This window comes from Variovorax sp. LjRoot130 (assembly GCF_964253755.1).
Lineage (GTDB): Bacteria > Pseudomonadota > Gammaproteobacteria > Burkholderiales > Burkholderiaceae_C > Variovorax.
On record NZ_CAXURM020000001.1, the window covers coordinates 2,334,273 to 2,346,697 of the forward strand.

General features: G+C 68.4%; 13 protein-coding genes. 6 read left to right on the forward strand and 7 right to left on the reverse strand.

All coding sequences use genetic code 11. The features are described 5' to 3' along the window. The 3 genes from ACSQ86_RS11720 to ACSQ86_RS11730 form a co-directional block, all read right to left on the reverse strand. Positions 1-1,296, reverse strand: a complete 1,296-nt coding sequence (locus ACSQ86_RS11720; RefSeq protein ID WP_436303760.1) for an ATP citrate lyase citrate-binding domain-containing protein — start codon at positions 1,294-1,296, stop codon at positions 1-3. 124 nt (positions 1,297-1,420) lie between these two features. Further along, positions 1,421-2,188, reverse strand: a complete 768-nt coding sequence (locus ACSQ86_RS11725; protein ID WP_093109102.1) for a class II aldolase/adducin family protein — start codon at positions 2,186-2,188, stop codon at positions 1,421-1,423. A gap of 23 nt (positions 2,189-2,211) precedes the next feature. Further along, positions 2,212-2,802: an HD domain-containing protein gene (locus ACSQ86_RS11730; RefSeq protein WP_436308894.1), complete on the reverse strand. Its 591-nt coding sequence runs from the start codon at positions 2,800-2,802 to the stop codon at positions 2,212-2,214. 97 nt (positions 2,803-2,899) lie between these two features. Here ACSQ86_RS11730 and ACSQ86_RS11735 point away from each other — a divergent pair, with 97 nt between their 5' ends. Next, positions 2,900-3,622 (forward strand): Crp/Fnr family transcriptional regulator, encoded by a 723-nt coding sequence (locus tag ACSQ86_RS11735; protein WP_436308895.1) that lies wholly within the window; start codon positions 2,900-2,902, stop codon positions 3,620-3,622. On the opposite strand, the gene ACSQ86_RS11740 is transcribed toward ACSQ86_RS11735, so the two are convergent. Continuing rightward, positions 3,619-4,797, reverse strand: a complete 1,179-nt coding sequence (locus ACSQ86_RS11740) for an ABC transporter substrate-binding protein (RefSeq protein ID WP_093109105.1) — start codon at positions 4,795-4,797, stop codon at positions 3,619-3,621. The genes ACSQ86_RS11735 and ACSQ86_RS11740 overlap by 4 nt on opposite strands. Positions 4,798-5,031: 234 nt before the next feature. Here ACSQ86_RS11740 and ACSQ86_RS11745 point away from each other — a divergent pair, with 234 nt between their 5' ends. The 5 genes from ACSQ86_RS11745 to ACSQ86_RS11765 all read left to right on the forward strand — a co-directional run bounded on the left by ACSQ86_RS11745 (position 5,032) and on the right by ACSQ86_RS11765 (position 9,669). Next, positions 5,032-6,513 carry a DUF4331 domain-containing protein gene (locus ACSQ86_RS11745; protein WP_436303763.1) on the forward strand — a complete coding sequence of 494 codons (1,482 nt, stop codon included), beginning with the start codon at positions 5,032-5,034 and terminating at the stop codon, positions 6,511-6,513. 10 nt (positions 6,514-6,523) lie between these two features. Then, the gene (locus tag ACSQ86_RS11750; protein WP_093109107.1) at positions 6,524-6,802 is read left to right on the forward strand and encodes a hypothetical protein; all 279 of its coding nucleotides are present in this window, start codon (positions 6,524-6,526) and stop codon (positions 6,800-6,802) included. A 14-nt stretch (positions 6,803-6,816) separates the two neighbouring features. Further along, positions 6,817-7,983, forward strand: coding sequence for a hypothetical protein (locus tag ACSQ86_RS11755; protein ID WP_436308896.1), 1,167 nt, complete (start codon positions 6,817-6,819; stop codon positions 7,981-7,983). Beyond that, positions 7,970-9,115 (forward strand): HupE/UreJ family protein, encoded by a 1,146-nt coding sequence (locus ACSQ86_RS11760; protein WP_436303765.1) that lies wholly within the window; start codon positions 7,970-7,972, stop codon positions 9,113-9,115. The genes ACSQ86_RS11755 and ACSQ86_RS11760 overlap by 14 nt, the downstream gene beginning before the upstream one ends. Positions 9,116-9,237: 122 nt before the next feature. Beyond that, complete coding sequence (locus tag ACSQ86_RS11765; protein WP_093109110.1) at positions 9,238-9,669, forward strand: hypothetical protein; 432 nt, start codon at positions 9,238-9,240, stop codon at positions 9,667-9,669. A gap of 3 nt (positions 9,670-9,672) precedes the next feature. Here ACSQ86_RS11765 and trmB read toward each other — a convergent pair whose 3' ends face one another. Genes trmB through ACSQ86_RS11780 form a run of 3 tightly spaced genes read right to left on the reverse strand, consistent with a single transcriptional unit; the run spans position 9,673 to position 12,397 of the window. Continuing rightward, complete coding sequence (trmB, locus tag ACSQ86_RS11770) at positions 9,673-10,413, reverse strand: tRNA (guanosine(46)-N7)-methyltransferase TrmB (RefSeq protein WP_436292477.1); 741 nt, start codon at positions 10,411-10,413, stop codon at positions 9,673-9,675. Beyond that, positions 10,413-11,327 (reverse strand): tRNA glutamyl-Q(34) synthetase GluQRS, encoded by a 915-nt coding sequence (gene gluQRS, locus ACSQ86_RS11775; RefSeq protein WP_436303766.1) that lies wholly within the window; start codon positions 11,325-11,327, stop codon positions 10,413-10,415. The genes trmB and gluQRS overlap by 1 nt, the downstream gene beginning before the upstream one ends. Beyond that, the gene (locus ACSQ86_RS11780) at positions 11,324-12,397 is read right to left on the reverse strand and encodes an NAD(P)/FAD-dependent oxidoreductase (RefSeq protein ID WP_139191722.1); all 1,074 of its coding nucleotides are present in this window, start codon (positions 12,395-12,397) and stop codon (positions 11,324-11,326) included. Before ACSQ86_RS11780 ends, gluQRS begins: the two co-directional genes overlap by 4 nt. Positions 12,398-12,425 lie beyond the last annotated feature (28 nt).

The following is a 12,425-nucleotide window of genomic DNA, read 5'->3' on the forward strand; positions in this document are numbered from 1 at the left end:
TCAGTCGGCGTTGGCGGTTGAGGGGGCCTGGATGCCGAGTCGGGCCGCGATCTGTTCGCGTCCGCCGTCCTTCATCCAGTTGTTGACCTTCTTCGCGAACTGGATCACCTCGCTCATGTCGGAGTCGAAGCCGAAGAGGCGATAGGGCAGGCCCAGCGCATCGCAGGTGTCGCGCAAGGCGCCCATGCCGCGCACCAGGTTCGGCCCGCCGCGGCCCAGCACCACGTAGAGCGGCGTCGGCCCGTGCTGGCTGAAGTGCTCGCGCAGCGCATCGGCCATGGCGCGCAGGGTCTCGAAGATGTCGGTGTTGTTGCTCTTGCCGCCGATGATGAAGAGCACGTTGGCCTGCCTGAGCCAGTGCTTGAAGCAGATGCGCGCCACCTCCTTCATCTTCTCGTAGGGCGGGTTGCCGCCGAAGTCGGAGCTGATGATCGCGTCGTCGCCCAGCATTTCGGTCACCAGCGAGTTGGCGCCGCCGCCGAAGGTGGGCGCGAGCACCGTGCCGCGCTCGTTGATCACGTAGACATCGCTCTGGCCCTGGTGGGTGCGCAGCGTGTTGATCTCCTGCTCGAAGTCGGAATAGTCGGCAGCGAACAGGTGCGGCGGCAGGCCCAGGCGCAGCCAGCGCGGATCGTCGCGGTCGAAGCCGCACTTGAAGTCGCAGGCCACCGGCGTGAGCCGGCCCTTCTTGTCCTCGCGCATGCGGATCGGGTTGAGCTCCAGCGTGGTCATGCCGAAGTCGTGGAACAGCTCCCACAGCTTGGGCAACTGCTGCACCAGCGGCGAGATGATCTCCTTCGGTGCGCCGATCTCGGTCAGCGCATTGGCCACCACGAAGGCCTTGAGGCCGGTCAGCGGATCGAAGGGCACCATCGCGACCTGGCTCTTCTCGAGCTCCTCGATGTCCATGCCGCCCATGTGCGTGAGCGTCATGGTCGGCGCGCGGAAACGCGTGGAATCGCTGATCGAGAAGTAGACCTCGTGCTTGGCCGGCACGCCGGCCTCGAAGGTCACGCCGTTGGCCTTGGCCTTCACGTGGCCGACCGTGTGCTCGGCGAAGTAGAGGCGCTCCTTCTCGGCCAGTGCGGTCTTCAGATCGGTGGCGCGGCCCAGCAGGCCGGCCTTGCCCTTCTTGCCGATGCCGCCCTTGAAGACCGGCTTGACGAAGATGAGCCCGTACTTGTCGATCAGTGCCTTGATCTCTTCTTCGCTGGCCGCGGGGCCCAGCACCTCGGTGGCGGGGAAGCCTGCGAATTGCAGCAGCCGCGCGCCGTGCAACATACCCGTGATCTGCATGTCGATGTCTCCTGGTGTGCGCGAACTGCGCTGTGGGCATCCAGCGTGGGGATGCCCTGGAGAAATCGTAGAAAGCGAAGCTGTCGATCCGCCGTCACGGCGATCAGGGTTTGTACGGGGCCACCTAGTTTTTGTAGCCGGGATCGATGCGGTCGAGCTTGCGGATCAGCGAGGGCCAGACGAAGGCGCCTCCGAGACCGCCGGTCTGCACCTTCATCGCCTGGCCCACGCCCTCGACGATCTTCGGATTCACCTGCGTGAGTTCACTGCCGCCGGACTGCGCGGCGATCTGGATCTGGCAGGTGGTCTCGAAGACGTACATCGAGAGAAAAGCATCGGCGATGGTCTTGCCCACGGTGAGCAGGCCGTGGTTGCGCAGCATCAGGAAGTTGGCGTCACCCATGTCGGCCTGCAGGCGCGGCTTCTCGTCGTCGCGGAAGGCCACGCCCTCGTAGTCGTGGTAGGCCAGCGAGGCGAGCACGAAGGTCGACTGCTGGCTGATCGGCAGCACGCCGTTCTTCTGCGCGCTCACCGCGATGCCGGCGCGCGTGTGGGTGTGCAGCACGCACTGGATGTCTTCGCGCGCCGCATGCACCGCGCTGTGGATCACGAAGCCGGCCGGGTTCACCGGGTAGGGCGAGTCGATGATCTTGTTGCAGTCCTGGTCGACCTTGATCAGGCTCGACGCCGTGATCTCGTCGAACATCAGGCCGTAGGGGTTGATCAGGAAGTGGTGTTCGGGCCCGGGCACGCGCGCGCTGATGTGCGTGAAGACCAGGTCGCTCCAGCCGTAGAGCGCGACCAGCCGGTAGCAGGCCGCGAGGTCGACGCGCAGCTGCCATTCTTCGGCGGAGACGAGCTTCTGGATTTCGGGTTGGGTGGTGGCGTTCATGTGGGTGTCCTTGGGGTGAAATTTCAGACGGCCTCTGCAGGCTTCAACACAGCCTTGTAGATGCTTTGACGCGGCTGCGCCATCACGCGCTTCAGCATCGGTTCGAACTCGGCGATCGGCAGCGTCTCGGCCTTCGGGTCGAAGGCCGGGTTGTCGTAGAGCTCGCAGAACTCGGCCGTGCGTTCGTAGTTCGGATGGTTCCTGAAGTTGTCGCGCAGGTTGCGGTCGAGCCCGATGTGGTGGAAGAAGTAGTGGCCCTGGAAGATGCCGTGGTTCTGCACCATCCAGTGGTTCTCCTCGCGCACGAATGGCTTCAGGATCGCGGCCGCGATGTCGGGATGGTTGAAGGAGCCCAGCGTGTCGCCGATATCGTGCAGGAGTGCGCACACCACGTACTCTTCGTCGCGTCCGTCGCGCAAGGCGCGCGTGGCGGTCTGCAGCGAGTGGGTGTAGCGGTCGATCGGGAAGCCGCCGTAGTCGCCTTCGAGGATCTGCAGGTGCTTGATCACGCGCTCGGGCAAGCCGCTCGCGAACTGCATGAACTCGCCGCCGATCAGTTGCCAGTCTTCCCGCGTGCTGTCCTGCATGCGGGTGAAGTTCGCTCTTGCGGTCATCGTGTCTCCGTGGGGTGCGGCCCACTGTAGACCTGCGCTTGACCATCAACTGTCAAGAATTTGACAATCCAGGGCCCTGGTAAACCCCCGACCCTGCATGCCTCAGCCTCCCCGACCGCGCCTGTCTGCAGCGCACCGCAGCGCCATGGACGCCAACCCGTGGTTCGCCTCGATGCCGCGCGTGCAGCGCGAGGCCTTGCTGGGCGCTGCCAACCTGGTCCACCTGCGGCGCGGCGCGATGCTGTTCCGCCAGGGCGATCCGGTGCGGGCGGCGGGCAGCGGCTTCTACGGGCTGGCGGCCGGAACGATCAAGATCTCGACCTTGCGGCACGATGGGCGCGAAGCCATCCTGGCCGTGCTCGAGCCCGGCAACTGGTTCGGCGAGATCAGCCTGATCGACGGTTCGCCGCGCACCCACGATGCCACCGCGCTGAGCGCGCTCGACCTGCTGGTGGTGCCGCCTGAAGCCTTCGCGCAGCAGATGCAGGGCAGGGCCTTCTCCCATGCGATCGCGGCACTGCTCGCGGCGCGGGTGCGGGGACTCTATGGATTGATGGAGGACGCCACCTTGCGCGACCTGCGCGCCCGCGTCGCACGCCGGCTGCTGGTGCTGGCGCGCGGCGGCGCGACCCAGTCGGTGCATCTGCGCAAGCGCGTGCGCCTGCCGCAGGAGGCCTTGGCGATGATGCTGGGCGTGACGCGGCAGACGCTCTCGAAGGAGCTCAACGCGCTGGCGGAAGAGCGCGTGATCGCGCTCGGCTACGGCCGCATCGAGCTGTTGTCGCTCGATGCGCTGCAGCGCCTGGGCGGCACTGCTTAGCGCAATACGCGCCCGTCGGCCGTTATGCTGATCAGGTCGATGCTGCGCTGCGGATCGCGCAGGCCGGGGCGCAGGTTGATGCGAAAGCCGCCGACGTCGTAGTCCGTCATGCCGGCCATCACGCGCTGCAGGCTCGCGGGCGTGAAGCCGCGGCCGGCGCGGCGAACGGCTTCGCCCGCGGCCTTGGCGGCGATGAAGCCTTCCATGCCTTCGTAGGAGGCCGTCTGGTCGGAGGTGTCGATGGCGGCGAGGTATTCCTTGACGATCGGGATGGCCGAGGGCCGCGGCGAGGGCACGACCTGCGAGATCACGATGCCGCCGATGTCCTTGCCCAGCGCCGCGTAGAGCGGATCGATGCCGACGATCGAGAAGGCCATGAAGGCGCCGGAATAGCCGCTCTTGCGCAGCTTGCGGATCACATTGGCGGTGGTGCTCGAAAGCGACACCAGCACGATGGCCTGCGGGTTCTGCTTCTGCACCGCGGCGAGTGCCGCATCGAGCTTGTCGCCGGCGGCGGGCACCAGCGCGCTCGCCGCCAGGGACCCAAGCTTCTGATCGGTCATGGCCTGCTGCACGGCGGCGAGACCGGCGCGGCCCATGGCGTCGTCGTCGCCGACCAGCGCGATGCGCGTCTGCCCCACGGTGGCACATTGGCGCACGATCTTGAAGGCCTCGTCGGCCATGCTGGGACGCACGTGGAACACGTTCGGATGCGCGGCGCCGCGCAGGCTGTCCGAGGCGGCGAAGGGTGCGAAGAGCAGCGTGCCCTGCTGCGCGGCCGCGGCGGCACCGGCTTCGCTGCTGGCGGTGCCGACGAAGCCGAACAGCATGTCGGCCTTGTCGGTGGTGAGCAGGGTGCGCGCATTGGCGGCAGCGCGCGCGGCGTCGTAGCCGTCGTCGAGCTGCTGTAGTTTCAGGTGGATGCCGCTGGCGGCCTGCGTTTCGTTGAAGTGGGTCGCGTAGAGGCGGCAGCCGGCGGCAAAGGCCAGCCCGATCTCGCTGGCGGCGCCGGTCAGCGGAACCGATTGCCCGAGGATCACCGTGCGCGCCGAGGCCGCTGCCGGCGCGGCGGCGCGCGTGGTCTGCGCCTGGCCGATCCGGCTCGCACCGAGGCCGCCGCCCAGCAGCATTGTGGCCCCCACCTTGCCCAGCCAAAGCCTGCGTGACAGATCCATCGGAAACCTTTCGCTACATCAATCGGAAAAATGTAGCAATTTTGGTGCCTTATACGAAGGTAGTAAGTCACGTTGGGCCGGTTTGCTGGTGGGCGCCGCGTCGGCGGCGCGCTTGCCGGATACGCAACGCTGTATTGCGCGCTCTGCGCCGTATCCACGTGAACGATTGCCGCGTACTTCGAAGGCGCTCCGTGCGCTGTTTCGAAAACCGTTCCACTTCTTGAGGTGACGCCGATGAAATTCCCAACACATTCCCGCAGAGCCTGCGTCCTCGCCTTGTGCGCGGCAGCGGCCGGCGGCGCCTTCGCGTCCAGCCACCGCGAAGCGCCTTCCATCGCCGGCATGCCCAAGCTCGACGCGACCGACTTCTACATGTTCCGCAGCTACGAGCCGGGCCGGCAGAACTACCTGACGCTGATCGCCAACTACCAGCCCGACCAGGGTCCGTACGGCGGGCCGAACTACTTCACGATGGATCCGAACGCGCTGTACGAGATCCACCTGGACACCGACGGCGACGCGGTCGAGAACGTCACTTTCCAGTTCAAGTTCAAGAACACGCTGCGCGACATCCAACTGCCGATCTCCGGCAAGCAGGTGTCGATTCCGCTGGTGCAGTCGGGCGGCATCTCGGCGCCCAATGGCGCGACCAGCAACCTGCGCGAGACCTACACCCTGAGCGTGGTGTACGGCGACCGCCGCAAGGGGCGTGCGGAGGCGGTCACGATGGCCGGAGGCGGCACGGAGTTCGACAAGCCCACCGACAACATCGGCGACAAGACCTTCGGCGGCCCGACCGGCTATGCCGCCTACGCCAACCAGCATCTCTATGCGGTCAACATCCCGGGCTGCGCTACGCCCGGGCGCGTATTCGTGGGCCAGCGCAAGGATCCCTTCGCCGTCGCGCTGGGCCAGGTGTTCGACCTGATCAACCTCAATCCGCTGGGTGCGCCGAACGCCAATCCCGACTCACTGGCCGGCAGGAACATCACCACGATGGCGCTGGAAGTGCCGATCGCCTGCGTGACGGGCGCCGACCCCATCGTCGGCGGCTGGACCAGCGCCAGCGTGCGCCAGGGCCGCCTGATCGCGAGCCCGCCCAAGAGCGGCCACGGCACCACCGCGCTGAACGGCGGCGCCTGGGCGCAGGTCTCGCGTCTGGGGATGCCGCTGGTCAACGAACTGGTGATCGGCCTGAAGGACAAGGACAAGTTCAACAGCTCCAAGCCCAGGGACGACGCGCAGTTCGCCGACTACGTGACCAACCCGACCCTGCCGGCCCTGATCCAGACGCTGTTCCCTTCGGCCCCCGCGCCGACCAACTTTCCGCGCAGCGACCTGGTCGCGGCCTTTCTCACGGGCGTGGATGGCGTCAACAAGCCGGCCAACGTGAAGCCCTCGGAAATGTTGCGGCTCAACACAGGCATCGCGCCGACACCGAAGGCCAGCCAGATGAACCTCGGCGTCCTGGCCGGCGATACCGCGGGCTTCCCGAACGGCCGCCGGCCGGGTGACGACATCGTCGATGCCGAGCTGCGCGTGGCGATGGGCGTGCTCTGCGTCGCGACCGGCGCGAGCGACACGCTCAAGGTTGGTTGCATGCCTGCCGACGCTCCGGCCGGCGGCGCGGCGCTGACCGACGGGGCGGCCGTGAGTCCTGCCCAGTTCCTCGACGCCTTTCCGTACCTGAACACGCCGCTGCCCGGTGCGCAGTGAGGAGAACGGCATGAACCGCAAGACCCATCTGTGGAGTGCATCCTTGCTGGCAGCGGTCGTCCTGGCCGGGTGCGGCGGCGGAGGAGGGGGCGGATCTGGGGGCTTCCCCATCGGCACCGCACCGCCGCCTTCGAACCCACCGCCCGTGATGACCGATCCGTACGACGCCTTCATCGCCTACGTGAAAGGACTGATCGACATGGCGCTCGACACCGCCGAGCCGGCCGATGTCGCGGCTTTCGATCCGCCGCCGACTTCGGACACCAAAGACCCGCTTTCCACGCAGTGATGTCTGGAGCGGTCATGCGGGTGCGGGCGCTCATGCGATGGCTGGTTCCGGCCTTCGTCGTGCTCGCCGGGGCCGCAGGCGCGGCCCCTCGCGTGCCGGCGAGCGACGAGGCCATCGTCGAGACCCTGCCTTCCATCGCAGGCTGGTCGCGCGACGAGCGCAGGCTCCGGCGCGAGCTTGCCCAAAGTCCGCGCGACGAAGGCGTGGCCATCGCGGCGGCGCAGGCCTATCTGGACCTGGCCCGCGCGCAGGGCGATGCGCGCTACGCGGGCTATGCGATGGCTGCGCTGCAGGCCTGGGAACCGGTCTCGGCCGGCGCAACGCCGCCGGCGGTGCTGGTCATGCATGCGACCGTGGCGCAGTTCCTGCACGACTTCGACGGCGCTGAAGCCACGCTGAAGATGGCGTTGAGCCGGCAGCCGACCCATGCGCAGGCCTGGATCACGCTCGCCACCATCCTGCGCGTGCGCGGGCGCTATAGCGAATCGGATGCGGCCTGCCGCGCATTGGGCCGTGTCGGGCCGGCGCTGTACGCCATCGCCTGCCTGGCCGAGAACGCAGGCCTGCGCGGCGAGCATGCGGCGGCCCGCAGCGCGCTGCAGGGGCTCTTGGCCGACCCGGCGCTGGCGCACCCGCGCCAGGCCGGCACGCGCCAATGGCTGCTGACCAGCGTGGCCGAGATCGAGGAACGTGCGGGCCGCCCGGCGGCGGCCGAACTCGCGTACCGGCAGGCGCTCGATGCCGAACGCTCGGGCTACCTGCTGCTGGCCTACAGCGACTTTCTCCAGCGGCACGGGCGAGCGGCCGAGATTGCGCCTCTGCTCGGCAAGGAGCCGCGCAACGATGCCGTGCTGCTGCGGCTGGCCGTGGCCGGACGGCGCGACAGCGCGCAGCGGGAAGTGCAGGAGCTGCAGGCGCGCTTTGCGGCCGCCGCGCTGCGGCCCCATGCGACGTCGGTGCATGCGCGGGAACAGGCGCTGTTCGCACTCGATGTGCAGGGCGATGCGCGACGCGCCCTCGCGCTCGCGCGCGTCAACGTCCAGCTGCAGCGCGAACCGATCGACCTGCTGCTGTTCGCGCGCGCGGCCGTTGCGGCGCGCGACGAGGCCGCATGCGGCGAAGTGAAAGCGCTGCTGCAACAGACGGGGCTGCGAGATGCGCGCATCGATGCGATTCTTTGAGCGCCTTGGTGCGGTGCTGCTGTTCATCGCGCTGGCAGCCGCCTCACCGGCCGCGCGGGCCCACAAGGCGAGCGATGCCTACCTGCAGCTGCAGCGCAGCGGCGACACGCTGGACCTCCGCTGGGACATCGCGCTGCGCGACCTCGATGCGGCGCTCGACCTGGATCGCAATGGCGACCGGCAGCTGAGCTGGGGCGAGGTTCGCGCGCGCATGGACGACATCGGCGCCTACGCGTTGGCGCGCCTGCGCATCCAGCAGGGGCGCTGCAGGCTCGCGCACGCACAGCCGCCTGCCGTCGAAAGCCGCATCGACGGGGCCTACCTTGTGCTGCAGTTGCAGGCACGCTGCGACACCGGCCCCGCCATGGAACTCGACTACCGGCTTTTCAAGGAAGTGGACCCCACGCACCGCGGGCTGTTGCGCATCGGAGCGCAAGGCGACGCGGCGCCGACGGCGCGCTCGCTGGATCCGGCAGGCGGGCCGGTGGCCGTGGCCTGGCCGGAGGGCCCGACCGGGTCGGCATCGGGCACGAGCTTCTTTCACGATGGCGTGCACCACATCCTGATCGGCTACGACCACGTGCTCTTCCTGATCTGCCTGCTGCTGCCCGCCGTGCTGCGGCGCGGGGCGGACGGGTGGGTGCCGGTCGCAAACTGGCGCGAGGCCCTGTGGCCGATGGTCGGCATGGTCACCATGTTCACCGTCGCGCACTCCGTCACCCTCGCGCTGGCGGGCCTCGAACTGCTGACGATCTCGCCGCGCATCATCGAGCCGGCCATCGCGCTCACCATCATGGTGGCGGCGCTCGACAATCTCCATCCGCTGCTGCGGGGCCGGCGCAAGCTCTTCAGCTTCCTGTTCGGCCTGATCCACGGTTTCGGCTTTGCGGGCGTGCTCGGCGAACTCGAGCTGCCGGCCCGCGGCTTCATCACCGCGCTGCTTCAGTTCAACCTGGGCGTGGAGGCCGGACAGCTGGTGATCGTGAGCGCAGCGCTTCTCGTGCTGGTGGCCTTGCGCGGCTGGCGCGGCTATCGCCCTGTGGTCCTGCGAAGCGGCTCTGTGCTGGCCGTCGCCATCGCGGCGCTCTGGCTGTTCGAGCGGGTGTTCGATGTCCAGTTGGTGGCCGTGTAGCGTCGGAGTGCTCGGATGAGGTGTTAACTTTTGTTTTTGAAACGTGCTTTTTGCACACGGCGAAAGCGCGCTCCGATGGCAACATCCCCGCTGATCCCGGGCTCTTGTCCCCGGCAATTGACATGAAGAAAAAGCCATCCGATATCGCCTTGCTGGAAAGCGCCCTCGCCACCATCGAACAGGTGCTGGCCCGTGCCGACAGCGACATGCAGGGAGCGCCGTACTTCGGCCCCACCGCCAATATGCCGTTGGACGTCCTGCACTCGAACAAGCCGTCGGAAGACGGCCGTTTTCGCACCAGTGCCGCGCAGTCGGCCATCAACATCTGCCTCGGCTCGGCGGCCGCGTTGATCGACGTGAGCCAGGCGCTGATGAACCGCTCGGTCGACCGCTCGCCGCAGACGCTGGAGCGCGAGTGGCAGACGCTGATCGCGCACACCAAGATCGCCAGCCGCTCGGCCTATCGTGCGGCGCTCATCATGGCTGCGCAGAAGCACGTGCTGGCCGCGCAAGGCGAGTTGCAGACCGACGACGTGTACGGCGTCGCCCACTGAGCGCTAGATGCGCTCGAACACCACGTCCCACACGCCGTGGCCCAGCTTGAGGCCGCGATTCTCGAACTTGGTGAGCGGGCGGTAGTCCGGCTTGGGCGCATAGCCCGCTGCCGTGTTGCGCAACAGCGGCTCCTGCGACAGCACCTCGAGCATCTGCTCGGCATAGGGCTGCCAGTCGGTCGCGCAATGCAGGTAGCCGCCGGGCGCGAGCCGGTCGGCCAGCTTGCGCACGAAAGGCGGCTGGATCAGCCGGCGCTTGTTGTGCCGCGTCTTGTGCCAGGGGTCCGGAAAGAAGACATGCACGCCGGCCAGCATGCCGGGCATCAGCATGTGGTCGATGACATCGACCGCATCGTGGGCGCAGATGCGGATGTTGGAGAGTTGCTGTTCGCCGATGCGCTTGAGCAGCGCCCCGACGCCGGGTTCGTGCACCTCGCAGCACAGGAAATTCTTCTCGGGCTGGAGCGCCGCGATGTGCGCGGTGGCCTCGCCCATGCCGAAGCCGATCTCGAGCACGGTCGGCGCAACGCGGCCGAAGGCGGCGGCAATGTCCAGCGGCTCGGGGCGATAGGGCAGGAGGAACAGCGGGCCCAGTTCGGCGAAGGCGCGTGCCTGGCCCTCGGTGGTTCGACCGGCGCGCTTGACGAAGCTCTTCAGGCGGCGATGCAGGGGATGCGGCGGAGTTTCTTCGTCGGAAGCGGGTGCGGCGGGATCGCGCGCGGGGTCGGTGGCAGGCAGGGTCATCAGGGGGAGGGATTGTAGAGAGCCCGCCAGCCGGCCACCCAGTCAACCAGTGCCTCTGCGGGCGTTGCAGCCGTGGTGGCCGCCAGCCCGAGCACGCGCGCCGCGGCGTCGAGCGCAGCGAGCGCCGCGGCTGGCGTGCCGGTGTCGAGCGGCGCGGCGCCGTTCTGCTTCGAGAGCTTCTCGCCGTCGGCGCCGAGCACCAGCGGCGTATGCAGGTAGCTCGGCGTCGGCAGGCCGAGCGCACGCTGCAGCAGGATCTGGCGCGCCGTGTTGTCGGCCAGGTCTTCGCCGCGCACCACGTCCGTCACGCCCTGGTCGGCATCGTCGACCACCACCGCGAGCTGGTAGGCCCAGGGCCCGTCGGCGCGCCTGAGCACGAAGTCGCCGACCTCGTGCGCCACGTCCTGGCATTGCTGGCCCTTGCGGCGATCGACCCAGTACACGGCCTTCGATGCGCGGGCGGCTTCGAACTGCACCGTGGCGAAGCGCCAGGCGCGCGCCGGCTTGCCGTGCAGTCCGTCGCGACAGGTGCCGGGATAGACGCGTTCGCCGTGCCGGGCGTGCGGCACGCCGCGAAAGGCCAGCGCCTCGTCGATGTCCTTGCGCGAGCAGCCGCAGGGGTAGCTGAGGCCCAGGGCTTTCAGGTGATCGAGTGCGTGCGCGTAGAGCGCGGTGCGCTGCGTCTGCCACACGGGCGTCGCGTCGGGCACGAGCCCGCAGGCTGCGAGCTGCGAGAGGATGTATTCGCCCAGCCCGGGCAGGCAGCGCTCGGTGTCGGCATCCTCGATGCGCACCAGCCAGCGTGCCTGCGGGCCGCGGGCGCGCACATCGAGCCAGCTCGCGAGCGCGGCGACCAACGAGCCCGCGTGCAGCGGTCCCGTGGGCGAGGGCGCAAATCGACCGGTAAAAATCACGCCACTTTGAGCGCCAACGTCAGACCCGAAAGAAACGCATCTTCGACCCGGTGCCCGGTGCACCAGTCGCCGGCCACGCCGATGCGCGCCTTGGCGTCCCACAGGTGCGGCTTGCCGACCGGTACCTGGGTCTGGGCTTCGGGCCAGCAGCGCGCCTGCGCGTGCGAAGGTTCGGCGCGGATGCCGGTGATCTCGGCGAAGGCGCGCAACAGCTTGGCCTGGACGCGCGAGGCGTCGTCGCGCAGGTGTTCGTGCGACCAGGCCGCGCTGGCTTGCAGGGTCCAGCGCTCGATGCGATCACGGCCGGGCTTGGAGGATTCGCGCGCCAGCCAGGCCACGCGGTGGTGGGTGCTGCGCGCGGCGTTCCATTGCGGGCCGAGATGGGAGAGGTTCGCCTGGTTGGCCTGAGGGAAGGCGATCATCAGCGTCCAGCAGGGCGCGATGCGCACTGCTTCGATCTTCTCGCTGATGCCGGAGGAGAGCTTGCCGTTGTCGAGCAGGGCGCGCGTGCGAGCCGGCGGGACCGCCAGCAGCACGCCGTCGAAACCGGAGTACACGTGTTGCGAATCGTCGGCGCCCGCGGTGCGCAGTTGCCAGCGCTTTCCGTCGAGCGCGTCGCGCTCGATGGTCGTGACCTGGGTGCGCGTCACGAGCGCATCGCCCAGCGGCGCGGCCCAATGCGCAACCAGGGCATCCATGCCGGGCTGGGCAACCCAGTGCGGCTCGCGCGCGGGCAGGGCGGCCTCGGCGACGCGGCCGTGCGGGTCGAGTACGCGCACGAGGTTGGCACTCCAGGGCTTGCAGATTTGCGGCACGGTTTGGAGCACGCGCGCAAAGCGCGGGTCGCGCACGGTGAAGTACTGCGCGCCGCTGTCGAACTTGCCGAAGGGCGTGGATTCGCTCGCCATCCGGCCGCCGGCGGCGGCTTCGCGTTCGAACACGCTGACGCGGTGGCCGGCCTGCGCGAGGGTGCGGGCACAGGCGATGCCCGCCATGCCGGCGCCGACGACGGCGTAGTGGCGCGGGGAGGTGGATCGGTGGCGATCGGCGGGAGGACGGGAGGTGGTCATGTTGAGCGGTCTCGTTTTCTGTTGGCGA